Consider the following 23,901-nt stretch of genomic DNA (forward strand, 5'->3'; position numbering starts at 1 on the left):
CCTTTTTTAAATTTTATTAAAAATGCTACCGTAATATTTTATATTTTCAGCTTTTTCATTTTTTTCTATTGTTTCTATCGCGCCACTATCTATAGCTTTTTGCATATCCTCATCCAAATCCTGATAAGAAAAAACCATATTAATGCTGATTATATTTGGCAATTGTTCTAGCATTTTATAAGAATTTAATTCATCTTCTAATTTTTCACTTTCAATCACAACTATAATTTTTTCATTTTCACAAAGCTCTACTGAACAAAAAGGAATTTCAGAAATAGCTTTTTTTAAATCATCTACAAATTCTTCTTTTGCCGTAATTAAAACACTAGAAAGATTATTCATCAATACTCCTAAATATTATGGTATCCCCAAAACCTGAAATGATAAAATCTTTATTATTTAAAAAAATAATAAATTCACTCATCAAATTTTTATTATTAAAAGTTTTAATAGTTTTAAAATCATCCGTGTTAAAAACTTCGCTAATTCCAGCTTCATTATCGCTATAAACTGCTAATTCTCCATTAGGACTTAAAGCACAAGCATAAATTAAAAAATCTTTTTGTAAAAATCTTTGCTCTTCGTTTTTTATAATCCCTACACGCCTATCCGTTCCACAACTTAAAATAACATTATTTTTAAAATCTACTTGATAAATATTATCCTTATGTATTTTATCATAGTTTTTCAGTATTTTCCAATTTTTCAAATCAAAAAGCTTGACTTCTCCACTCTCAAAACCTGCAACTAGTTTATTTTTGTCTTCGCTTAACATCACATCATTAAGACTAGAATAAGAAAAATTAAAATTTTTTATATGATTTAAATTTTTATCAATCAATTCTATTTCAGAACCAATAGAGATTAAAAGGTAAGTATCTTCATCGATAAAAAATGCTTTTATTATACTACTTTCTTCAAGTTTCTTTGTTTGCAAACTCTCTTTATAAAAACTTAAATTTTTAGAGCCAAAATCACCCTCGCTGAGTATTAAAAGTCTGTTTTTTAAAATATCAATATTATAAATTTTGGCAAATTCATCGCCATAATAATTTTTAATTTTTGGAAAAGATAAAAGCTCTTTCAAACTTTTATCTTTGATATTATATAGTAAAATTTCACCTTTATCAGTGCCTATATATAAGTTTTGCTTATCAAGTTTTAAAGCTGTTATATTTGAATTTATTTTCAACTCATAAGCATAAGACGAAACACAAAAAAGACACAAAATAAAAAGAAATTTTTTCATTTTATTGTTTTATTTTACACCCTCATTAATCACATCAATCAAATTTGAATGACTTTTCAATTTTTCATTTTTAAATTCAGGTTTAAAACTATTGCCCACTAAAGGTTTAGCATCGCTTTGTGGTACATGACATTGAGTACAATTAAAACGCGCATCACTGATGTTATCTTTAGTGCTTTTATTGTGTCTAAAATCATAATAATGGCTTGCTGGAAGTGGAGTTGCACCCACATCTTTAGCGATAGATTTATCATGACAGCTTAAGCAGGTATTATTATCCTTTGTAATAGGAAGCATATCTGCAATCGCATGTGGGATAAGAGGTGGAGCATTTTCATAAGATCTTTCAAAACGAGTCGATTCTCCAGGTTGCAAATTGGTATAATTTGCTTCCACTAAGGAAACTTTATCTTCATTTTCCAAACTTACTTTTCTAAGTCCAATTTGTTCAGAACTCAATCCATTATTAACCCCGCATGCAACCAAAAAAAGAGTTGCCGCAGCTGAAAGTAAAATAATTTTCTTTTTCATCAATTTTTCCTTAAATCAAAAATATTAAAATTTAAAGCATTATCATTACAAACTTCTATACACCTACCGCATCTTATACATTCTCCCGAAGTTACTTTCGCATCTTCTCTTCCAATCATCCATAAAACTTGTTTTTCTGGACAAATTCCAACACAATGATAACATTTCGTACAATTTTGACTTTTATGCTGAATTTTTAGCAAAGCAAAACGAGAGATTAAAGCATAAAAAGCACCCAAAGGGCAAATATGAGAACAAATCGCCCTAGGACTTAAAAAAGTATCTATGCAAAAAATTACAAAAGCGATAAATATCCAAGAAGTAGTACCAAAAATAATTCCTCTATGTACAATCCCTATATAAGAAAAACTTTCAAAAATGGGCAAAGACAATACAAAAGAAAGAATTAAAACCAAAAATAAAACATAATAGCGAAATTTTTTATTTAAAATTAAAAATTTACTATTCTTAAATCCAAATTTAGAACGAATAAAAGCAGCAAAATCTGTGATTAAATTTATAGGACACACCCAAGAACAAAAAGCCCTGCCTAAAAAAATTCCATAAAGAATTGCAATGATTATAGCGCCAAATAATGCAGTCAAATCAACACTCAAACTCGCTAAAAAAATTTGCAAAATGGCAAAAGGATCACTTAAAGGTATAGTGCTAAAAAGTTTAGAAGAGCTCAAATCCCCTTTTAAAATAAATTCCATTGCCTTAAAACTAAAAAGAGATAAAATTCCTATTTGAACTATGCGTCTAGCAATCAAATATTTCATAAATTATCTCCTTCATTAAGATAATCTTGTGCTTTTTTAGCGTCAAAATGTTTAGAAGAATTAGCATTTTTTAAACGTTTTTCATCATCTTTATCCCAGCCTTTTACATAATGACTTGAATCTTTTCCTAAGATAAATTCACGCGGTAATACACGGATAGAAGGCGTTTGAGTAACACAAACCTTTTCACAAATTCCACAACCCACGCAAACATCATTATCAACAACAGGGATTAAAAAGGCATGTTTTGCTGTCCTTTCGTTTCTTTTATACTCTAATTTTAAAGCCTTATCGATCAAAGGACAAGCCCTTTGACAAGCGTCACATTGCAAACCCCAAAAAGCAATACAAGCTGAAGAATCCACAACCGCAACACCCATTTTTAAAGACTCTATCCCTTGCTCTAAATGTTTTTTATCTAAGGCATCTGTTGGGCATTCCTTTATACAAGGAATGTCCTCGCAAAGATGACAAGGAATTTCTCTAGCTTTAAAAAAAGGTGTGCCAGTCTTTGGTTCATCTAATAAATCAGCAAGTTTTAAAGTATCCCAAGGACAGGCTTTAACACAAAGCCCACAACGGATACATTTACTTAAAAATCTTTCTTTATTTTCAGCTCCAGGTGGAAGTAAATAAAAATCATCTCTAGCCTTTAATTTTATATTAGCTAAAAATCCTCCCGCTGTGCAAAGACAAGCACCCTTAAAAATAAAGCTAAAAAACTCTCTTCGTCCCTTCATTTTTATCAACCCTTAGATTAAGCCTTGTAAATTTTTACCGCACATTTTTTATAATCAGTTTGTTTTGAAAGTGGGCAAGTAGCATCTAAAGTAACTTTATTGATGTACACATTTTCATCAAACCAAGGAACATATACAAGACCTACCGGTGGTTTATTTCTTCCTCTCATATCAACTCTTGCTTTTACTTTACCACGACGTGACTCTATCCAAACCAAATCATCTTGTTTTAAACCTAATTTTTCTCCATCTTTTTCACTCATATAACAAAGTGCTTCAGGAACAGCTCTATAAAGCTCTGGAACACGCATAGTCATCGTTCCACTATGCCAATGCTCTAAAACCCTACCCGTTGCTAACCAGAATGGATACTCTTTATCAGGTCTTTCTGGAGCTTTCATAAATGGTCTAAAGAAAATTTTTGCTTTATTTTTAATACTATGTGGTTTTTCATCAATCGGAGCTTTTAGATCACCATTTGCTAACATTTTATCAAATCCACCATAGAAAGCAAAATCAGAATTTGGAGAAGCTTTTTTAGCATAATAATCAAATTTAGTATTAAATCTCCATTGAGTTTCTTTGCCATTAACAACTGGCCATCTTAAACCCCTTACTTTATGGTAAGTATCAAATTCAGCCAAATCATGTCCGTGACCTAAACCAAATTTTCTATACTCTTCCCAAAGATATTTTTGAACAAAGAAGCCATAACCTTTAAATTCTTTTCCATCGCTGCCTTCGATTTTTCTTTCATCTCCGTTAGCATCGGTATTATCAAAACCTTTAGCGATTGGATCATTTGTTTTAAAGCTTCTTGCTTCTTTATTGGCAAATAATACATCAAATAAAGTATTATCTTCGTTATATCCCATAGCTTTTGCTTCTTCTAAGACGCTTGGTAAAGTGAGTTTATCATCAACTTTTTGCTCTTTCCAAACTTCTTTAAGTTTAAATCTTTTTGCAAATTCAAAAATTTGCCAAGTATCACTCATAGCAGCACCTACTGGTAAAACTTGTTGTCTCCAATGCTGAGTTCTTCTTTCAGCATTTCCATAAGCACCCCATTTTTCATAAATCATAGCGCTTGGCAAAATAAGATCAGCTACTTTTGCTGAAATTCCTGGATAACAATCACTCACAACGATGAAATTATCCATATCTCTAGCGGCTTTAATCCAGTGATTTGCATTAGCAGTATTTTGCCACGGGTTATTTACTTGAACCCAAATAAATTTAATTTTACCATCCTCTAAATCTCTCATGATTCCAACAAAAGGAGAGCCTGGTTTTGGATTGATTGTTTTAGCTGGAACTTTCCATATTTTTTCTGAAATTTCTCTATGTTTTGGATTTGCCACAACCATATCAGCAGGCAAACGATGTGAAAAAGTTCCCACTTCTCTTGCTGTTCCACAAGCACTTGGTTGTCCAGTTAAAGAAAAGGCTCCAGAACCTGGTTTTGCTTGTTTTCCAAGTAATAAATGTACCATATAAGCTTGTTCATTAACCCAAGAACCACGAGTGTGTTGGTTAAAGCCCATAGTCCAAAAACTTACTATCTTGCGATTTTTTTCTATGTATAATTTTGCTAATTGCTCAAGTTTCTTCTTAAAGTCTTCTAAAGATTCATCATCATCGCCTTTAGCAACTTTTGCTGTATATTCAAGTGTATAAGGAGCTAAACCTTTTTTAAATTCTTCAAAAGAGATTTCCCAGTTTTTATCCGCTACACCTTGATGTTTCATATGGAATTTATCACCCTTTTTTACTCCAAGATATGCTAAGGAAGTCGCCTCATCATCATCTAAAGTGATTACATTTTCTTTTTCAACTGTATCTTTTTCACTGGCTTTAAATTTAGGGTGATTTGGATTATTTCTCATACCATAGCCGATATCAGCATAGCCTGTTGCAAAAACACAATGCTTGTTAATAAATTCTTTATCCATTGCTTCTGGATGATTATAAACGATTTCTCTTGCGATATAGTTCCATATTGCTAAATCGGTATTTGGTTTAAAAATAATTTCTATATCAGCAATATTTGAAGTTCTATTTGAATAGGTACTTAAATTAACAACCTTAACTTTATCAAGATTGCTTAATTTTCTATCACTTACCCTAGACCACAAAATAGGATGCATTTCTGCCATATTAGCACCCCAAGTAACGATAGTATCTGTAAGCTCTATATCATCATAACAACCTGATGGCTCATCCACGCCAAAAGTTTGCATAAAACCTACAACCGCTGAAGCCATACAATGTCTTGCATTTGGATCGATATTATTTGTTCTAAAACCAGCTTTTGCAAGTTTTAAAGCTGCATAACCTTCCTGAATAGTATATTGACCACTACCAAAAATACCTACGCCACTTACGCCTAATTCATTATAAGCTTTTTTAAATTGTTTTTCCATTTCATCAAAGGCTCTTTTCCAAGAAACTTGTTGAAATTTACCTTTTTTATCAAATTCACCTTTATCATTGACACGCATTAAAGGCATAACAAGGCGATCTTCTCCGTACATAATTTTAGCATTAAAATATCCTTTGATACAGTTAAGACCACGATTAACTGGGGCTTCTGGATCTCCCTTTGTAGCGACTATTTTGCCATCTTTTCTAGCTATCATAATTCCACAGCCTGTTCCGCAAAATCTACAAACGGCTTTATCCCATTTCCAATTCTCTTCTTGCTTAGCAAGCATAGAAGTTGGCACGCTCAATCCTGCTACACTAGCAGCACTTGCAATAGCGGTATTTTTAATAAAATCCCTTCTATTCATATACTATTCTCCTTTTAAAAAAATAAAAAGTCGGCTAATTATAGCAGTTAAATGTAAATTTTGTTTTATTTTTTCAAGTAAAGATAATAATTTTAAATATCTATTTTATAGCATTTTTAAAAGAAATTTTTACAAAAAAGAAATAATATAAAACAATAAAAAAATACCCTAAAGGTTACATCTGTACCAAAAAAGAAAAAAATATATTTTAAAAGATTAGTTGTTTATAAATGGTCACAAAAGCTTGTGACCAAAATATTTAGATTAATGACAACCACAACCACCGCAACCGCAGCTATTGAAAAAAGAATCAAGTTTAGATATATCAGGCATTTCTGTGATTTCATTGACTAATTCTTTATAAGCGATTTTTCCATCTTTAATCACAAATACAGCACGAGCTAAAAGACCTTCTAATGCGGTATCTTCGATTAAAACTCCATATTTTTCACCAAATTCTTTAGAAACAAAATCACTAGCTACGGTTAAATTTTCTATACCTTCTGTACTGCAAAATCTTCCCATAGCAAAAGGTAAATCCATGCTCACTATAATAACTTCTGCTCCGTTATAACTTGCTACTTTTTTATTAAAATCTCTAGCCTCTGTAGCACATACTGGAGTATCAAGGCTTGGTACACTTAAAATAATTTGAGTTTTTCCAGCTGCACCGATTTCAACTAAACTTAAATCTTTTGCTTTTAAGCTTAATTTTGGTGCTTGATCTCCAACTTCTAAAGCATTTCCTTTAAGCTTTACTGGACTTCCTTTAAAATTAACTGAACTCATAATATTCTCCTTTATTTATAGTTTAAAACATTGAAATTATGTTTTAAGAGTAATTATATCTTATGAATACTAATATTTTTTTAAAATCAAAGTTTCTCCGCTTTGCAAAGTCCAGCTTCTATTAAGAAACATGAAGGAGCAAAAGAGGTTTTTTTATTTTTATCATATTTTGCATAACTAAGATAAAGTATATTTCTTGCTCTAGTGACTGCAACATAAAAAAGTCTTCTTTCTTCTTCTAAGCTTCCACCCGTCCCCATAAGTTTTTGATTAGGAAAACGACCTTGTGCAAGATCCACCACAAAAACAAGATCAAATTCTAAACCTTTGCTTGCATGAACACTCAATAAGCTAACCCCTTTTTCGCTGCCCATTTCACTAGCACCTAAGGTTAAAAAATTGTAATATTTATAAATATCACTATAGTTTTTAGCAAGCTCTCTTAAGACGTTTAATTTGCCTTCTATTTTTTCTAAATTTTCAGCTTTTCTTGTTAAATCAACCTGCCCTGCTTTATTTGTTGCTCTTTTAATAGCGAGTTCTTCGCAAATTTCTCTATAAAAAGAATTTTGACAAATTAATTTTACCAAAGCTAAAGAGTGTTTAATCTCCATAGCTTCTTTTAAAAAAAAATAAATTTTTTCTAAATTTTTAGCACACAGATCATTGATTTTTGAAATTTTTAAAATAGGATGAGTATTAAATTCACTCTGTAAATTAAAACGTTTTTCATCTAATAATTCATCCAAATCTCCAAAAAGACCGAGTTGATAATTTCTTTTTTGATGATTTTGCAAATTCACGTTTTTATCAGGTTCTAAAAAACCTTTGATTAAATTTCCATGTCCTAATTTCAAAAGTGCATCAAAAATTTCTTTTGCTAATACCCCGCCAACTCCTTTTGTGTATTGGATAAGATGGATAAAAGCCATGATATCTTTTGGATTAATCGCCAAGGCTAAAATAGCATTAAAAGCTTTAACCTCTAAACTTTCAAAAAAACTTCCACTACCTTTTCTAGTACTAGCAATCCCTTGCTCTCTTAAAGCCACCTCAATCCCATCAGCGCTTGAATTATTTCTAAAAATAACTGCAATTTCTTCTAAATTTACTCCACTTGTAAATATCATTTTAGCGATATTTTTATATTGATCAAACAATTCTTCAAAAGTCAATAAAGTTGGTGCTTTAAATTCATCTTTTCTTGTAACAACCAATTCTTTAGGATAAAGTCTTTCGTTGTTTAAAATCACTTTGTTTGCCAAAGCTAAAATGCTTCTTGAAGAACGATAGTTTTTATTTAAAGAAAATATTTTTGCATCCTTAAAACGCTCTTTAAAACTCCCGATAATATTAATATCTGCTCCATTAAAAGCATAAATACTTTGATCATAATCACCCACACAAAATAAACTTTTACTTTTAAAAGATTCAATTAAGGAGCTTTGCAAAGTATTTGTGTCTTGATATTCATCCACTAAAATTTCATCAAATTCATATTGTTTTTCTTTTAAAAGTTCTTTTAAATTTAAAAGTAAGTCGTTAAAATCAACATAATTAAAACGTTTTTTTTCATTTTCATATTCTTTAAAAATATCTTCATAAATTTCAGCATATATACTTTGTTCTTCATAATTTTTACAAAACCAAGTAAAAAAATCTTGATCATGTGCTTTATTTTGAAACAAAGAATACACATCATATAAATAACTTGCTTGATAAGGTTTTATATCGCTTAAATGTCTAAAAGTTCTTTTTTCATAAACGCTTCTAAGCAAAGTTTTTAATTCACTAGCTTGTTTTAAAATAATATCTTTATTTGCATTTTTTAATAAAGTATAAGCCGTGCTATGAAAAGTTCCTGCAAGAATTTTATTTGTAATGCTTTTATCAAAAAAAATATTTAAACGACTGATCATTTCCTTACTAGCTTTATTGGTAAAAGTTAAAAGCATTATTTTTTGCGGATCAACGCCCTTGCTTAAAAGATAGGATATTCTTGCAACGATAGTAGAAGTCTTTCCTGTACCCGCACTTGCGATTATTAAATTGTGTCCAAAATCAGCGGTTGCAGCTTGATACTGTTCCTCATTTAATCTAGAAAGTGGCATTATACTCCTTGAAAAAAGTTAAAATTATAAAAAAAATTACTTAAAAATACAAAATTTAAATATTCTTTATATTTGATTGTAGTAAAATAAAACAATATTTTTAAAATAAAAAAAGGAAATTAAAAATGAATTTTAAAGTTTTTTCTGTCATTGCTGGAATACTAATCGCCGTAATTTTAATACTTGGAGGAACGTATTATTACCTTTTTGAATACTCAAAACCAAATTATTCTTACACCCCAACAAACAATTATGAAACTAATACACAATCAAATACATATGAGCAAAATTCATATTCTAATCAAATAAATAATAATTATTCAAACAATGCTTATAACACCCCATCTTATCCAAGCTATAATCAAAAACAAGAAAGTAAAGTAGAAAGCAAAATAGACAATAGTACTGCTTTAAACAATCAACAAGAGCAAAACATAAGCAAAGAAGTTGAAAAAAAATCAAGCGAAATCAAAGAACAAAATACAAGTGTGGCAAATAAAACAGAATCAAGCAAACTAGCAGAAAAAACAGAAAAAAAAGTTGAAAGTAAAAAAGAGATCACAGAAGAAGAGAAAAAAGCAAAAATAGAAGCTTTAAATAAAGAAATAGAAAGACAAAGAAAACTTCTAGAACAAGAAAAAGCTTTAAAAAATAAAACAGGTAAAAATGCTAAAAAACACAAGCTTAGCGTCGCTGAAGAATATTTAACCATCGGAAAAGATAGTCGCTTAGAACCTCAATTAAGCACCGAAGGTATGCAAGTATATATTTTAGATGGAAAATTTTTAAGTGATTATAGAATTAACTTGTTAAAAGAGATATTAGAGCCTATACAAACTAATGCTAAAGATTACAATCTAGCTATTTTTGTAAAAATGCTTCCAAAAGGCGAAATGAAACTAACTGTTTATAATAAAGATATTATATTTTCGGATATGAGAAAAGCTTATAAATACATAAGTGTAGATAGAATCAAACCTTATATGGATAATCCTCAAGAAATTGATAGTCACATCGCACGTGAGGAAAAAATCAAAAAAATCAGTATCCAAATCAAAAAAGAAGGAAAAGGTAGCGAATTTTCTAAGCACATCAAAAGTTTAAAAACGGGTGCTAATTTCGCACAATATTTCTTCCCATTCTGTGAAATGGTAGAAATTTCATCTAAATAATTTTTTATAAAATAAAGGTTATATTTATAATGGTATATAATAAAGAAGTCGAAGAAAAATACTATAAAATTTGCGAAGAACGTGGATATTTTGAAATAGACGGAAATAAATCCATACAAGAAAAAAATAAAAATTTTTGCATCATGATGCCTCCTCCAAATGTAACTGGGGTACTTCATATCGGACATGCTTTAACTTTCACTTTGCAAGATATAATGACTCGTTATAAAAGAATGGATGGTTATAAAGTTCTTTATCAGCCAGGACTTGATCATGCGGGTATTGCAACTCAAAACGTAGTTGAAAAGCAACTTCTTGCACAAGGACTTAAAAAAGAAGAATTAGGTAGAGAAAAATTTATAGAAGAAGTTTGGCAGTGGAAAGAACAAAGTGGTGGTAAAATTTTAGATCAAATGAGAACTTTAGGCATAACTCCAGCTTGGAGTCGCTTACGCTTTACCATGGATGAAGGTTTAGTTAATGCCGTTAAAAAAGCCTTTGTTGAGCTTTACAATAAAAAGCTTATCGTTCGTGGAAATTATATGATCAATTGGTGTACTCACGATGGAGCTTTAAGCGATATTGAAGTCGAATACAAAGAAAACAAAGGAAAACTCTATCATATTAAATATTTTTTAAAAGATAGCGATCAATACTTAGTCGTAGCTACCACTCGTCCAGAAACCTTTTTTGGCGATACAGCGGTTATGATCCATCCAGAAGATGAACGCTACAATAAACTTATAGGAAAAGAAGTGGTTTTACCACTCACTCAAAAAGCTATCAAGATTATAGCAGATACCCAAGTTGAGAAAGAATTTGGAACAGGAGTGGTTAAGGTTACTCCCGCACACGATATAAACGACTATGAAGTTGGTTTAAGACATCAATTAGATTTTATAACTGTTTTTGATGAAAAAGGTATTTTAAATGAACATTGTTTAGAATTTCAAGGTTTAGAGCGTTTAGACGCAAGAGAGAAAATCGTTGCTAAACTTGAAGAACTAGGCTTTATAGAAAAAATAGAAGAATACAATAATCAAGTAGGATATTGTTATCGCTGTAACAATGTCGTTGAACCTTATATTTCAAAACAATGGTTTGTTAAAAAAGAAATCGCCAAAGAAAGTATAGAAAAAGTTGCTTTAGGTGAAAGTAAATTTTATCCAAATCATTGGATCAATAGCTTTAACGCTTGGATGAAAGATTTAAAAGATTGGTGCATTTCAAGACAACTTTGGTGGGGACATCAAATTCCCGTGTATTATTGTGAATGCACGCATGAATGGGCGAGTGAAGATACTCCTGAAATTTGCCCAAAATGCCAAAGTAAAAATTTCAAACAAGATGAAGATGTTTTAGACACTTGGTTTTCTTCTGGACTTTGGGCTATGAGTACTTTAGGATGGGGTAATGGAAACTGGGGCAAAGATCAAATTTGGTTTGAAGAAGATTTGAAAGAATTTTATCCTAATTCTTTATTGATAACTGGCTTTGATATTTTGTTTTTCTGGGTAGCAAGAATGATGTTTCAAAGCACAAATGCTTTAAACGCTTTACCTTTTAAAGATATTTATTTGCATGCTCTTGTTAAAGATGAACAAGGTAGAAAAATGAGTAAAAGCCTTGGAAATGTGATCGATCCTAATGAAAGCATTAAAGAATATAGCGCGGATATTTTGCGTTTTACCTTAGCTTTACTTGCCATACAAGGAAGGGATATCAAACTTAGTAACGATAAACTTTTGCAAGTTAGAAACTTTACTAACAAAATCGTAAATGCGGCAAATTATTTACTTTTAAATGAAAGCAAATTTGAGGATTTAGAACACATTAGTTTAGAATCAAAACTTGCAAAATACATTTTTTCAAAATTTCAAAATTGCGTTAAAAATGTTAGAGAAAATTTGGACAATTATCGCTTCAATGATGCTGCAAATACAATTTATAAATTTTTCTGGGATGATTTTTGCGATTGGGGAATAGAACTTAGCAAAGCTGAAAAATCAAGCGTAAAAGAGCTTGGAAGTATTTTTAAAGAAGCGTTAAAACTCTTAAATCCTTTTATGCCTTTTATTAGCGAATTCTTATATCACGAGCTTAGCAATACAAGCTTAGAAACTAGCCCCTCCATCATGATCGCGCAATATCCTAAAATCGTTTTACAAAATGAAAATGATATAGAAAACACCTTTTCTTTATTGATCGAAAGCATTGTAAGCATACGAAGAGCTAAAAGCCTTATTGATTTAGGAAATTCCAAAATAGAAAAAGCTTATATCAAGCTTAACAATCCTATTTTTGAAAAAGAATTAAACTCATCTATTGTATTTATAAAAACTTTAGCAAAATGTGAAAATATAGAATTTACAAATCAGAAATTAGAAAAAGCAATTTGCGATGTCAGCGATAATTTAGAAATTTTTATCACACTTGATAATGTCGATCTTAGCGGGATTATATCAAGACTTGAAAACCAAAAAGCCAAACTTGAAAAAGAAAGCGCTAAGATAAATTCAATGCTTAGTAATGAAAAATTTGTAGCCAACGCCCCTAAAGAAGTCGTAGAGCAAAATAAAAATTCTTTATCAAATTTGCAAATACAACTTGAAAAAATATCCGCCGAACTTGCTAATTTAAGAGGTTAAAATTTGATAAAGATAAAAAATTTAAAAAAATATTACGGAAAAGAACTTGTCATCAATGATGTTTCCCTAGAAATCAACAAAGGTGAAATTTATGCCATCGTTGGACATAGTGGAGCTGGAAAATCAACTCTTTTAAGATGCATCAACGGACTTGAAGATTATCAAAAAGGAAATTTAAAAGTCTTAGGTGAAGAGATTAAAGATTTAAAGCAAAAAGATCCTAAAAAACTTAGAATGCTAAGAAAAGATATAGGAATGATATTTCAAAATTTTGCTCTCATGGAAAGAAAAAATATATTTGAAAATATCGCTATGCCACTTAGAACACATTTTTCTCAATGTAAAATTCATTCTAAAATTTTCAACAAAGAATACATGAGCGAAAAAGAAATCAATGAAAAAGTGCATTCTTTGCTTGAAATTGTAGGCCTTAAGCATAAATTTAACGCTTATCCAAAAGAATTAAGCGGAGGACAAAAACAAAGAGTAGCCATTGCTAGAGCTTTAACCTTAAATCCAAAAATTCTACTCAGCGATGAAGCAACTTCGGCTTTAGATCCTAATACCACTAAAAATATCTTAGAGCTTATCAATAAAATCAATGCTGAATTTGGAATTACCGTAGTTTTAGTAACTCATGAAATGGATGTGGTAAAAGATATAGCACAAAAGGCGCTTTTACTAGAACAAGGTAAGATTATAGGAAGTGGCGCTATTGATGAGCTTTTCTTAAAACCCAATCAAAAAATGAAAGAATTTTTAGGCGAAAGCGACTTTTTACCTTCACATGGGTTAAATATAAAATTATACTTTCCTAAAGAAGTGGTTGAAAATACAATCATTACTCATATGGCTAGAACTTTGAATATAGATTTTAATATAGTTTGGGGAAAAATAGAAAAATTAAACGGCAAAGCCTTAGGAAATTTAGTGATCAATATTGATCATAAAGATAAAGATAAAGTGCTTAACTATATAGAAAAAAACGGTGTATTGTGGGAGTTTGCATCATGAATGAAGAAAATTTCTTGAATGCTTTTTTTGGCAGAATATCGCAATTTATTTCTGAAATTTCTTGGAAAGATATAAAAGAAGTTGCGACAGATTCTATTCTTACTTTTCCTCAAAATTATGATCTTATCTTAAAACCCGCACTAAATGAAACCATCTATATGAGTTTAATGTCTGTATTTTTTGGCTTTATTTTGGCTATTATCCCTGCGATATTGCTTGCGATTTGGGATAAAAATGGCATCAAACAAAATAAATTTGCTTATGCTATTTTAGATTTTATTATTAATATTTTAAGAGCCTTTCCTTTCTTGATCCTTATTGTTATTTTATTGCCTCTTTCTAGAATCATTGTTGGAACGAGCATAGGAACTGATGCGGCAATTGTGCCTTTGGCTATTGGCGTGGCTCCTTATTTGGCTAAAACTTTAGAAAGTGCTTTTAAAGAAGTTGATAAAGGGATCATTGAAGCTGCTAAAAGTTATGGGGCAAGCAATATACAAATCATCTTTAAAGTTATTTTTGTAGAATCTTTGCCTAATATCATCAATGGCTTAACCCTAATTCTAATCTTTACCATAGGCTTTTCAGCTTTAGCCGGAACGGTTGGAGGTGGCGGACTTGGTGATATTGCTATTCGCTATGGATATGAACGATTTAATAAAGAAATCATGATACAAACTGTTATTATTTTGCTAATCTTAGTTCAAATCATACAAATTTTAGGCAATCTTTTTTATTCTTGGTCAAAAAATGACAAAAGCTTAAATATTATTTTTTCTTTGATTGTTTTATTTACCATAAGCATAGTATCAAGTCTAAACAATGAAGAAAACTGCATTTTTCAATTTATAATCTGCTTTTTCTTAATTGTATTGTTTATTTTTACATTTATAAAAAAGAAAAAATTATTTCATAACTTTTAAGCAAAGTATGAATAAAAATTAGATATAAAAATGAATTATTTATCTAATTTATCTAAAAAGGAAAAAAATAATGAAAATTAGAATTTTATTGATATCAAGTTTGCTAGGTTTGTTTTTAAATCTCAATGCCCTAGAAACTATCAGCGTTGCTGCTACACCAGTACCTCAAGCTGAAATATTAGAACAAATCAAGCCCGATCTTGAAAAAGAAGGTTATAAACTCGTCATTAAAGAATTCACAGACTATATTTTGCCTAATTTAGCTGTAGATAGTGGTGAAGTTGATGCGAATTTTTTTCAACACACGCCTTATTTAGAAGAATTTAACAAAAATAAAGGCACTAATCTTGTCAAGGTAGCTAGCATCCATATTGAACCTATGGCTGTTTATTCTAAAAAATATAAAAGTTTAGACAATATCAAAGAAGGATCAAGTATCGCTATACCTAATGATCCTACAAATGAAAGCAGAGCCTTAGATATCATTGCGCAAAAATGCTCTTTAAAATTTAAAAACAATGGCTTAAAAACTCCACTTGACATTATAGAAAATCCAAAAAAAATAAAATTTATTGAACTTAAAGCAGCACAATTGCCAAGATCTTTAGGGGATGTAGATTTTGCTGTTATTAATTCTAATTACGCTTTATCAGCTAATTTAAATCCTATTAAGGATAGTATATTTATGGAAGATAAAAACAGCCCTTATGCAAATATTTTAGTTGTTAAAGCTGGACATGAAAACGATCCCAAAATAAAAGCTTTGATTAAAGCTTTGCAAAGCGATAAAGTAAAACAGTTTATTTTAAACAAATATAATGGATCTGTTTTACCTGCTTTTTAATAAAAATATATGATGAAAAATCTATTTTTTATACTTATAGTTTTTATTAGTCTAAGCAAAGGAGCGAATTTGGAAGAAATCAAACTCGCCCTTGCTAAAGAAATCACCAATAATTTTCCAAAAATCATCATCACTCAAATTGACTTAAGAAGCACTTCTTTGCCTAAAGATTTTAATCAATATCAATTTTTAAGAATAGCTAATGGACGTTTTGAACAATCTCAAGGCTTTTTAAGAGCAGAATTTAATACTCCGCAAAATTTGCAAAAAAATTTATTTTTTCGCTATTTTGTCCAAGGAAATTTACAAGTTTTAAAAAGCGAAAGAGCTATAAAAAGGGGACAAAAATTAAGTCCGCTTGATTATAGAAGTGTTTTGCTTGATTTTGATAAAGTACCGCCTAATGCTTTAGATGTTGAAGATACAAATAATCTCATCGCTAAAAACAATATCAATAAAAATACTATTTTAAAAGAAAATATGTTTAAAACCCTCGCATTAATCCGTAGAAATGATCCTATAATAGGAATACTAAGAGATGGAAATATAGATGTTTCCATAGAACTTACAGCCTTACAAAGTGCCAACATGGGAGAAAGAATTCGTGCAAAAAATAAAGAAGGTAAAGTGATGCAAGGTATAGTCATAGGAAAAAATAGGATGATTATCCAATGAAAATTTTATTAGGAATTTCAGGATCAAGCAGTGTTTCATTGGGCTTGAGTTTGCTAGAAAATTTAGAAAAAAAATGCGAACTTTATTGTATTATTAGCGAAGGAGCAAAATTAAGCTTTCATGCTGAAAGTAAAAAAGATTTAAAAAAAATATGCGATGAAAAATTTAAAAATACCTATTTTTTATCAGATAGCGATCTAAGTGCTGGTGTCGCTAGTGGTTCTTTTGGGATAGAAAAAACGATCATTGCGCCCTGCTCTATTTCCACTTTGGCAAAAATTCATGCAGGTTTAGCAGACACTCTCTTAACTCGCTGTGCTGCTGTAGCACTTAAAGAAAGAAAAAAACTCATTTTAGGCGTTAGAGAGATGCCTTTTTCTACCATCAATCTAGAACACATGGCAAAATTAAGTCAAATGGGTGTTATTATAGCTCCGCCTGTTATTGCAAGCTATTCAAAGGCTAAAAACTTAAAAGAGATGGAAAATTTTATCATCGGCAAATGGCTTGATTTATTAGAAATTTCTCACAAGCTATATCAAAGATGGAAATAAGCTAAGAATTTTTACTATTTTTTAAGGCTAAATTCATTATATTTTGAATTTTTGGAGTTGTAATGACCTGTTTATATCCTGGAACTTTTGATCCTATTACAAATGGACATTTAGATGTAGTAAGACGCGCTCTTAAAATCTTTGATAAAATCATTATAGCTATTGCAAAGAGCGATCATAAAAAACCTTATTATAGTTTAGAAAAGCGTAAAAAATTAGCAGAACTTGCAATAAAAGATATTTCAAATGTAGAGATCATCACCTTTGATAATTTGCTTGTAGATTTAGCTAAAGAATTTAAGATCAATACCATCATACGCGGACTTAGGGCTGTGAGTGATTTTGAATATGAGTTACAAATTGGATACGCAAATCATGCTCTTTGGGATGAGATAGAAACGATTTATTTAATGCCAAGCTTAAAACATGCTTTTATTTCAAGCTCTATAGTGCGTTCTATAGTCACGCATGGAGGCGATGTAAGCTCTTTAGTTCCAAAGGAAATTTTGCCATTTTTAAAGGATAAAACTTGTATGTAGCATTTGAAGGGATTGATTGCGTTGGCAAAAGTACGCAAATTTCACTCTTAAAAGAAATTTATAAAGAAGCTATTTTTACCTTAGAACCAGGTGGAACTGATTTGGGAAAATCTTTAAGAGATATCTTGCTTTATCAAAATTTAAATCTTAAAAAAAGAGCTGAAGTTTTACTTTTTTTAGCTGATCGCGCAGAGCATTACGAAGAAGTTATCCATCCAAATAAAGATAAACTTATCATCAGTGATAGAAGTTTTATATCGGGTATGGCTTATGCGGTTGATTTTGATAATGAATTGCTTTTTTCTCTTAATTCTTTTGCGCTTGATCATTTTTTTCCACAAAAAATCATATTTTTAAAAGCGGATGAAAAACTAATCAAGCAACGCTTAGGAGAAAAAAAACAAGATGCTATAGAACAACGTGGGATAGAATACTTTTTAAATGTCCAAAATAAGCTAGAAAATATTTTATTCTTCTTAAAAAATAAAATTCAAATAGAAATTTTAAAGCTTGATGCAAACAAAAGTATAGAAGAATTACACACCAAAATAAAGGAATTTTTGCAATGATTAATGCTCTTAAAGGAATGAAAGATCTAACCGATCAAAGTGCTAAATACTATAAAAAAATTATTGAAGTTTGCGAAGATGTTGCCAATAATTACGGTTTTGAATTTATCAATACGCCACATTTAGAGCAAAGCATCCTTTTTAAAAGAAGTGTGGGTGAAAGCTCTGATATAGTGGGCAAAGAAATGTATGAATTTATAGACAAGGGAGGTAATGAAGTTTGCATGCGTCCTGAAGGAACTGCTGGAGCAGTTCGTGCGTATATCGAGAAGAAATTTGATAAAAACATAAGCATTAAACGTTGGTTTTATCATGGTTCTATGTTTCGATATGAAAGGCCTCAAAAAGGACGCTTAAGAGAATTTCATCAATTTGGTGTAGAAAGTTTTGGCATAAGCAGTGTTTATGAAGATGCGAGCATTATTTTAATGTTAGCTGAAATTTTTTCACGCCTTGATATTAAATTTAAGCTCATTATTAATTCTTTGGGCTGCTCAAAATGCCTTCCACCTTACCGAGAAAAACTCATTGATTATCTTGATAATCAAGAAGGATTTTGTGAAGATTGCAAAAGACGCAAAAACTTAAATCCTATACGCGTTTTAGATTGCAAAAATGAACAATGTCAAAATTTGCTTCATCAAGCTCCACTTTTAGAAAAGAATTTATGTCAATGCTGTTTAGATGATTTTAATCATTTGCAAAGCATTTTAAAAGAAAATGAAATTGATTTCACTTTAGATTCTAAGCTTGTTAGAGGCTTGGATTATTATTCTAAAACAGCTTTTGAATTTATAAGCGATGAAATCGGCGCACAATCAGCCATTGCTGGCGGAGGAAGATACGATAGACTTATAGAATATTTAGGGGGAAAAAGCGGTTTTGGCATAGGTTTTGCCATGGGTATAGAAAGAATTATGGCTATTTTAGAACAAAAGGAAGAAAAATTACAAAGAGAAGGAATTTATCTTTGTTCTTTGGATGAAATTTATATTTCAAAAATTTTTAAAATCGCAACTAAACTTAGAAAAAACTACAAAGTTCTTTTAAGCTATGATGCAAAAAAACTCGCAAAACACTTAGAAAATGCCGATAAAGCTGGAGTTAAAATTTTTCTTTGCATGGGTGAAAATGAATTTAAAAATGAAAGCTTATTTTATAAAAATTTAGAAAATAAAGATGAAAAAACCATTAAAATTTCAGATTTGGAGCAGTTTTTATGATGGATTATGGGATTAATATTTGGGGGAATGAAAATTTTATTATCAAAAATGGTAAAGTTTGTATCAATCATGAAAAAAAGCCCGCTATTATTGATATCGTAAAAGATTTAAGAAATGATGGTTATAAAGGACCTTTGCTTTTAAGATTTCCACATTTAATCCAAAAACAAATCGAAAGTATTTATGGAAGTTTCAATAAAGCTCGTAAGGAATTTAATTACAAGGGTAAATTTAACGCGGTTTATCCTTTAAAAGTCAATCAATACCCTGGTTTTGTTAAAAATCTTGTCAGACTTGGAAAAAAGTACAATTACGGACTCGAAGCTGGTAGCAAAGCTGAACTTCTTTTAGCTATGGCCTTTAACAATGAAGATGCTCCAATAACCGTAAATGGCTTTAAAGATAGAGAACTTATCAATATAGGTTTTATCGCAGCAGAAATGGGGCATAATATCACTTTAACCATAGAAGGACTTAACGAACTTGAAGCGATCATTGATATAGCTAAAGAACGCTTTAAGCCTAAGCCAAATATAGGCTTAAGAGTGCGTTTGCATTCTGCTGGTGTTGGAATTTGGGCGAAAAGCGGAGGTATAAATTCTAAATTTGGACTCACTTCAACTGAACTTATAGAAGCTGTTAATTTACTTAAGAAAAATAAATTGCTAGATCAATTTACCATGATACATTTTCACTTAGGTTCTCAAATTACTGAAATTCATCCTTTAAAAAAAGCCTTAAATGAAGTTGGAAATATCTATACTGAGCTTAGAAAAATGGGGGCAAAAAACTTAAAGTCAATCAATCTTGGCGGTGGTTTGGCTGTTGAGTATTCTCAATTTAAAAATGAAAATAGCAGAAACTATACACTTAGAGAATATGCAAATGATGTTGTATTTATCCTTAAAAATATCGCAGAACAAAAAAGCGATTTAGAACCTGATATCTTTATAGAAAGTGGTCGTTTTATCGCAGCAAATCACGCTGTTTTAATCGCTCCTGTTTTAGAACTTTTCTCTCAAGAGTATTCTGAAGATAAACTTTTACTCAAAGAAAAAAATCCAAAGCTTATTGATGAATTATATGATCTTTTCAAAAGCATTAAGCCTTCAAATGCTTTGGAATATTTGCACGATAGTATTGATCATTTAGAAAGTATTTTAACGCTTTTTGACTTAGGATATGTGGATTTGCAAGATAGATCCAATGCTGAAATTTTAACACATCTAATCATTAAAAAAGCTATTTTGCTTTTAGGAGATAAGCAAAATCCTGCTGATTTGCTTGCCATACAAGATGAAGTACAAGAAAGATATTTGGTGAATTTTTCACTTTTTCAAAGTTTGCCTGATTTTTGGGGATTAGAACAAAATTTTCCTATCATGCCTCTTGATCATTTGGATAAAGAGCCAACAAGAAGTGCGAGTATATGGGATATCACTTGCGATAGCGATGGTGAAATTTCATACTCTAAAGACAAACCTTTATTTTTACATGATATTGATGTAGAAAAGGAAAATTATTTCTTGGGCTTTTTTCTTGTAGGAGCTTATCAAGAAGTGCTTGGAATGAAACACAATCTTTTTACCCATCCTACTGAAGCAATTATTAGCATTAATGAAAAAGGCTATGAAATCGAAGGGATTATAGAAGCTCAATCCATACTCGATACACTTGAAGATCTTGATTATGACATCCATGAAATTATGGATATACTCAACGAAAGAATTAGTAATTCAAAATTAGTCAATGAAAAGCAAAAAAAGCATATCCTAGGAGAACTTTACTTATTTTTAAATGATAATGGCTATTTAAAAAGCATCGATGGAAAAGAAGATTAAATTTTAATTTTCTTTTCTAAGTATTACCATTTTTCACGCTTTTTATTTTTTTTGTTTATTTTTTTTATCTTCTTGTCTTAAACCATACATTTTTTAGATAGAATAAAATAAAAAACAAAAAAGGAAAAATATATGCTAACTAAAAGATCACAAGTTTTAGAAGAGTCAATCACTCTAGCCATAGCTTCTCTTGCAAACGAACTAAAAGCTAAAGGCGAAGATATCATCAGTTTTTCAGCCGGAGAGCCTGATTTTGATACCCCAAAAGCTATAAAGAATGCTGCTATTGCTGCTATTGAAAAAGGTTGTGGAAAATATACGGCAGTTCCTGGCATTAAAGAAGTTTTAAAAGCTGTTCAAACTAAATTAAAAAAAGACAATGCTTTAGACTATGAAACAAGTGAAGTTGTTGTTAATGTCGGTGCTAAACATTCCCTTTTTCAATGCATAGAATGTTTAGTTGAAAAAGATGATGAAGTTATTATTCCTACGCCTTATTGGGTTAGTTATCCGGAGATGGTTAAATTTGCAGAAGGAAAACCCGTATTTATCGAGGGTTTGGAAAAAAATGGCTTTAAAATCACCGCTGAACAACTTCAAAAAGCCATCACTCCAAAAACAAAAGTTTTAATGCTAAATTCTCCATCAAATCCCATAGGTTCAATTTATAGAAAAAAAGAACTTTTAGAGATCGCTGAAATTCTAAAAAATACAAATATCGTGGTTTTAAGCGATGAAATTTATGAAAAACTTTCTTATGATAATACCGAAATTACAGCATTTGCAAGTTTAAATGAAGACACCTTAAAACGCACTGTAACGATTAATGGGCTTAGTAAATGCGGTGCTATGCCTGGCTGGAGATTTGGTTACATGGCTAGCAAAAATAAAGAATTAATTTCTGCTGTTAAAAGATTGCAAGGGCAAAGTACTTCAAATATTTGCTCGGTTATACAATACGCCGCCATTCCTGCACTTACTGGAGAATGCGATCAAGATATAGAAACCATGCGTCAAGCCTTTGAAAAACGTCGCAACGTAGCCTTAGAGATCTTAGAAAAAATTCCAAATATCAGTTTTTATAAGCCTGAAGGTGCTTTTTATCTTTTTATCAATATCCAAAAAATCGAAAAAGATTCTATGAAATTTTGCAAAAAATTACTCGAAGAAGAAAAAGTAGCCGTCGTTCCAGGGGTTGGTTTTGGTATGGATGGATATTTTAGAATTTCTTATGCTACGAGTGAAGATTTGATCAAAAAAGGCCTAGAAAGAATCGCTAAATTTATAAAAAATTACAATTGATTAAATTCATTGCAAATTTAATAAAAATTTATTTTGTTAAATTTGCACTTTAGGTTTTTTAAGAATAGCATTTATCCTTTGGATATTATCTGATTTACTCAAACTAAGTCTTATTATAGAATCTTCCAATCCGCCTAAAGAATGAGGGATATTAGCCTCTAAACTGATCATATCTAAGGTATTTAATTCCAACTTTTGCCCCTGAACTTCAAACCAAATTTTGCCGCTTAAAACTTGAACGTGTATTGCAAATGGAGCTTTATGTTCTTTCATAATGCTATCTTTAGCGAGTAAAATTTGTATTTCTTTACTTCTTTCATCATCGATTAAAACATTGATTTTAACTTCCTTTGAAAGAAAATTTGTCGTATTCCATTGAGTTATTTTCATCATTTCTCCTTTATCTCCACCAAAAATCCTGCTTAAATTCATCGCCTATTTTATAGCCCTCGCCCATTTTAGGCGTTATGAAGGCGATATCGAGATTTTTATACAAAAATTCTACAACCTCATTCCAAGCGTGAGTTCCCGCTAAAAATCTTCCCCAATGTATAGGCATCAAAGCCTTTGCATTGAGATCTTTTGCTTCTTGCAAAATTTGATCCGGAAAAGAATGCGAAAAAGGCCAAGCTTTGTTAAATTGACCGCTTTCAAGGCAAACAAGATCAAATTCTTTAAAATATTCTCCGATTTTTTTAAAATGCGTAAAATATCCACCATCGCCGCTAAAAAACATTTTTTTACCCACGCTTTTAAATTCCATCACAAAAGACGCCCAAAGGGTTTTATTTTTACCATCTCCACGGCTAGAGCTATGCTGTGAAGGTGTTGCAATGATATTTAAATCATCAAATTCTATCCCATCCCACCAATCAAGCTCTATGATCTTTTTTTCACTCACTCCATAACTTTTAAGATAATTTCCCACTTTTAAAGGCGTGATGAAAAATTTCGCTCTATGCTTTAAAGCTTTTACGCTTTTTGCGTCCAAATGATCAAAATGAGAATGCGTGATGATCACTGCAAAAATTTCGCCAAAATCATCCGCACTATAAACAGGAGCATTTTTAAAAGCACGGTTGATAAAAGAAAAAGGCGAAGCGTGAGTGTTGAAAATCGGATCGATTAAGATTTTATATTTTTTAAAACTCACAAAAAGCGAAGAATGCCCCAGCCAAGCAATATGCGGGGCATCAAAATCGCTTAAGTTAGGTTTATAAAAAGGAAGTTTAAAAGGGGCAATGGCATTTTTAGGGTAAAGGTAGTAATACTTTAAAACCTCTTTAAAAGGAACTTTGAAATTCTTATAGCTTTCTTCATTTTCATTGAGAAATATTTCGTATTTCTTGCCTTGTGCTCTTTTAGCTTTGAGTCTTTCTTTGCCATCGCAAAGATCAAATTTATTTAACATAAACATCACGAAGCAGATCGTCTGCTACTCCCCATATAAAATTTATGATTGGTTGAAAACGAGCCGTATCCATAAAATTTTTCCTTAAAAATAAAAAGAATTATAGAAAAATTTTGCTAAAAGTCATTTAAAAAATATTTGAATTTTAAAGGCCAAGCTAAAAATAGCTTGGCATGAAGATAAAAGGAGGAA

22 protein-coding genes are annotated in these 23,901 nt (G+C 30.6%); 12 read left to right on the forward strand and 10 right to left on the reverse strand.

What is annotated here, in order from left to right:
- Positions 1-6: 6 nt before the first annotated feature.
- The 8 genes from CQA75_RS06680 to CQA75_RS06715 all read right to left on the reverse strand — a co-directional run bounded on the left by CQA75_RS06680 (position 7) and on the right by CQA75_RS06715 (position 8,994).
- Entirely contained in the window at positions 7-342 is a 336-nt protein-coding gene (locus CQA75_RS06680; protein ID WP_137624248.1) for a chaperone NapD, read from the reverse strand.
- Positions 335-1,249, reverse strand: a complete 915-nt coding sequence (locus tag CQA75_RS06685) for a WD40 repeat domain-containing protein (RefSeq protein ID WP_137624249.1) — start codon at positions 1,247-1,249, stop codon at positions 335-337. Before CQA75_RS06685 ends, CQA75_RS06680 begins: the two co-directional genes overlap by 8 nt.
- Positions 1,250-1,258: 9 nt before the next feature.
- A complete protein-coding gene (locus CQA75_RS06690) occupies positions 1,259-1,783 on the reverse strand; it encodes a nitrate reductase cytochrome c-type subunit (protein ID WP_137624250.1) in 525 nt (174 codons plus the stop codon).
- Complete coding sequence (gene napH / locus CQA75_RS06695; protein WP_137624251.1) at positions 1,780-2,562, reverse strand: quinol dehydrogenase ferredoxin subunit NapH; 783 nt, start codon at positions 2,560-2,562, stop codon at positions 1,780-1,782. Before napH ends, CQA75_RS06690 begins: the two co-directional genes overlap by 4 nt.
- Positions 2,559-3,302 carry a ferredoxin-type protein NapG gene (gene napG / locus CQA75_RS06700; RefSeq protein WP_137624252.1) on the reverse strand — a complete coding sequence of 248 codons (744 nt, stop codon included), beginning with the start codon at positions 3,300-3,302 and terminating at the stop codon, positions 2,559-2,561. The genes napH and napG overlap by 4 nt, the downstream gene beginning before the upstream one ends.
- Before the next feature lie 17 nt (positions 3,303-3,319).
- The gene (napA, locus tag CQA75_RS06705) at positions 3,320-6,094 is read right to left on the reverse strand and encodes a periplasmic nitrate reductase subunit alpha (RefSeq protein ID WP_137624253.1); all 2,775 of its coding nucleotides are present in this window, start codon (positions 6,092-6,094) and stop codon (positions 3,320-3,322) included.
- Between the two features lie 264 nt (positions 6,095-6,358).
- A complete protein-coding gene (gene tpx / locus CQA75_RS06710; protein WP_137624254.1) occupies positions 6,359-6,883 on the reverse strand; it encodes a thiol peroxidase in 525 nt (174 codons plus the stop codon).
- Between the two features lie 86 nt (positions 6,884-6,969).
- Positions 6,970-8,994: an ATP-dependent helicase gene (locus CQA75_RS06715; RefSeq protein WP_137624255.1), complete on the reverse strand. Its 2,025-nt coding sequence runs from the start codon at positions 8,992-8,994 to the stop codon at positions 6,970-6,972.
- 125 nt (positions 8,995-9,119) lie between these two features.
- Here CQA75_RS06715 and CQA75_RS06720 point away from each other — a divergent pair, with 125 nt between their 5' ends.
- The 12 genes from CQA75_RS06720 (at position 9,120) to CQA75_RS06775 (ending at position 22,298) form a co-directional block, all read left to right on the forward strand.
- Positions 9,120-10,166 (forward strand): hypothetical protein, encoded by a 1,047-nt coding sequence (locus tag CQA75_RS06720; RefSeq protein WP_137624256.1) that lies wholly within the window; start codon positions 9,120-9,122, stop codon positions 10,164-10,166.
- 29 nt (positions 10,167-10,195) lie between these two features.
- Positions 10,196-12,814, forward strand: a complete 2,619-nt coding sequence (locus CQA75_RS06725; protein ID WP_137624257.1) for a valine--tRNA ligase — start codon at positions 10,196-10,198, stop codon at positions 12,812-12,814.
- 3 nt (positions 12,815-12,817) lie between these two features.
- Positions 12,818-13,828 (forward strand): methionine ABC transporter ATP-binding protein, encoded by a 1,011-nt coding sequence (locus tag CQA75_RS06730; RefSeq protein ID WP_137624258.1) that lies wholly within the window; start codon positions 12,818-12,820, stop codon positions 13,826-13,828.
- Entirely contained in the window at positions 13,825-14,751 is a 927-nt protein-coding gene (locus tag CQA75_RS06735) for a methionine ABC transporter permease (protein ID WP_137624259.1), read from the forward strand. The genes CQA75_RS06730 and CQA75_RS06735 overlap by 4 nt, the downstream gene beginning before the upstream one ends.
- A gap of 70 nt (positions 14,752-14,821) precedes the next feature.
- Positions 14,822-15,595, forward strand: a complete 774-nt coding sequence (locus CQA75_RS06740) for a MetQ/NlpA family ABC transporter substrate-binding protein (protein ID WP_137624260.1) — start codon at positions 14,822-14,824, stop codon at positions 15,593-15,595.
- A 12-nt stretch (positions 15,596-15,607) separates the two neighbouring features.
- Complete coding sequence (flgA, locus tag CQA75_RS06745; protein ID WP_137624261.1) at positions 15,608-16,270, forward strand: flagellar basal body P-ring formation chaperone FlgA; 663 nt, start codon at positions 15,608-15,610, stop codon at positions 16,268-16,270.
- Entirely contained in the window at positions 16,267-16,824 is a 558-nt protein-coding gene (locus CQA75_RS06750) for a UbiX family flavin prenyltransferase (RefSeq protein ID WP_137624262.1), read from the forward strand. Before flgA ends, CQA75_RS06750 begins: the two co-directional genes overlap by 4 nt.
- A 62-nt stretch (positions 16,825-16,886) precedes the next feature.
- The gene (gene coaD, locus CQA75_RS06755) at positions 16,887-17,363 is read left to right on the forward strand and encodes a pantetheine-phosphate adenylyltransferase (RefSeq protein ID WP_137624263.1); all 477 of its coding nucleotides are present in this window, start codon (positions 16,887-16,889) and stop codon (positions 17,361-17,363) included.
- Positions 17,354-17,932 (forward strand): dTMP kinase, encoded by a 579-nt coding sequence (tmk, locus tag CQA75_RS06760; RefSeq protein ID WP_137624264.1) that lies wholly within the window; start codon positions 17,354-17,356, stop codon positions 17,930-17,932. Before coaD ends, tmk begins: the two co-directional genes overlap by 10 nt.
- Complete coding sequence (gene hisS / locus CQA75_RS06765) at positions 17,929-19,155, forward strand: histidine--tRNA ligase (RefSeq protein WP_137624265.1); 1,227 nt, start codon at positions 17,929-17,931, stop codon at positions 19,153-19,155. The genes tmk and hisS overlap by 4 nt, the downstream gene beginning before the upstream one ends.
- Positions 19,152-20,996, forward strand: a complete 1,845-nt coding sequence (gene speA / locus CQA75_RS06770) for a biosynthetic arginine decarboxylase (protein WP_137624266.1) — start codon at positions 19,152-19,154, stop codon at positions 20,994-20,996. The genes hisS and speA overlap by 4 nt, the downstream gene beginning before the upstream one ends.
- Before the next feature lie 132 nt (positions 20,997-21,128).
- Positions 21,129-22,298, forward strand: coding sequence for a pyridoxal phosphate-dependent aminotransferase (locus tag CQA75_RS06775; RefSeq protein WP_137624267.1), 1,170 nt, complete (start codon positions 21,129-21,131; stop codon positions 22,296-22,298).
- Between the two features lie 36 nt (positions 22,299-22,334).
- Here the strand turns inward: CQA75_RS06775 and CQA75_RS06780 are convergent, their stop codons facing one another.
- Entirely contained in the window at positions 22,335-22,688 is a 354-nt protein-coding gene (locus CQA75_RS06780) for a cupin domain-containing protein (RefSeq protein WP_137624268.1), read from the reverse strand.
- 10 nt (positions 22,689-22,698) lie between these two features.
- Positions 22,699-23,715, reverse strand: coding sequence for an MBL fold metallo-hydrolase (locus tag CQA75_RS06785; RefSeq protein ID WP_137624269.1), 1,017 nt, complete (start codon positions 23,713-23,715; stop codon positions 22,699-22,701).
- Positions 23,716-23,901: the final 186 nt, after the last annotated feature.

Source organism: Campylobacter taeniopygiae, assembly GCF_005406225.1.
GTDB lineage: Bacteria > Campylobacterota > Campylobacteria > Campylobacterales > Campylobacteraceae > Campylobacter_D > Campylobacter_D taeniopygiae.

Bases quoted from the DNA above. Each gene is read 5' to 3' on its own strand.
- CQA75_RS06785 (WP_137624269.1), bottom strand. From the start codon at position 23,715: ATGTTTATGTTAAATAAATTTGATCTTTGCGATGGCAAAGAAAGACTC.
- CQA75_RS06685 (WP_137624249.1), bottom strand. From the start codon at position 1,249: ATGAAAAAATTTCTTTTTATTTTGTGTCTTTTTTGTGTTTCGTCTTAT.
- CQA75_RS06725 (WP_137624257.1), top strand. From the start codon at position 10,196: ATGGTATATAATAAAGAAGTCGAAGAAAAATACTATAAAATTTGCGAA.
- tpx (WP_137624254.1), bottom strand. From the start codon at position 6,883: ATGAGTTCAGTTAATTTTAAAGGAAGTCCAGTAAAGCTTAAAGGAAAT.
- CQA75_RS06680 (WP_137624248.1), bottom strand. From the start codon at position 342: ATGAATAATCTTTCTAGTGTTTTAATTACGGCAAAAGAAGAATTTGTA.
- CQA75_RS06735 (WP_137624259.1), top strand. From the start codon at position 13,825: ATGAATGAAGAAAATTTCTTGAATGCTTTTTTTGGCAGAATATCGCAA.
- CQA75_RS06740 (WP_137624260.1), top strand. From the start codon at position 14,822: ATGAAAATTAGAATTTTATTGATATCAAGTTTGCTAGGTTTGTTTTTA.
- flgA (WP_137624261.1), top strand. From the start codon at position 15,608: ATGAAAAATCTATTTTTTATACTTATAGTTTTTATTAGTCTAAGCAAA.
- hisS (WP_137624265.1), top strand. From the start codon at position 17,929: ATGATTAATGCTCTTAAAGGAATGAAAGATCTAACCGATCAAAGTGCT.
- coaD (WP_137624263.1), top strand. From the start codon at position 16,887: ATGACCTGTTTATATCCTGGAACTTTTGATCCTATTACAAATGGACAT.
- napA (WP_137624253.1), bottom strand. From the start codon at position 6,094: ATGAATAGAAGGGATTTTATTAAAAATACCGCTATTGCAAGTGCTGCT.
- napH (WP_137624251.1), bottom strand. From the start codon at position 2,562: ATGAAATATTTGATTGCTAGACGCATAGTTCAAATAGGAATTTTATCT.
- napG (WP_137624252.1), bottom strand. From the start codon at position 3,302: ATGAAGGGACGAAGAGAGTTTTTTAGCTTTATTTTTAAGGGTGCTTGT.
- CQA75_RS06750 (WP_137624262.1), top strand. From the start codon at position 16,267: ATGAAAATTTTATTAGGAATTTCAGGATCAAGCAGTGTTTCATTGGGC.
- speA (WP_137624266.1), top strand. From the start codon at position 19,152: ATGATGGATTATGGGATTAATATTTGGGGGAATGAAAATTTTATTATC.
- CQA75_RS06775 (WP_137624267.1), top strand. From the start codon at position 21,129: ATGCTAACTAAAAGATCACAAGTTTTAGAAGAGTCAATCACTCTAGCC.
- CQA75_RS06780 (WP_137624268.1), bottom strand. From the start codon at position 22,688: ATGAAAATAACTCAATGGAATACGACAAATTTTCTTTCAAAGGAAGTT.
- CQA75_RS06715 (WP_137624255.1), bottom strand. From the start codon at position 8,994: ATGCCACTTTCTAGATTAAATGAGGAACAGTATCAAGCTGCAACCGCT.
- CQA75_RS06720 (WP_137624256.1), top strand. From the start codon at position 9,120: ATGAATTTTAAAGTTTTTTCTGTCATTGCTGGAATACTAATCGCCGTA.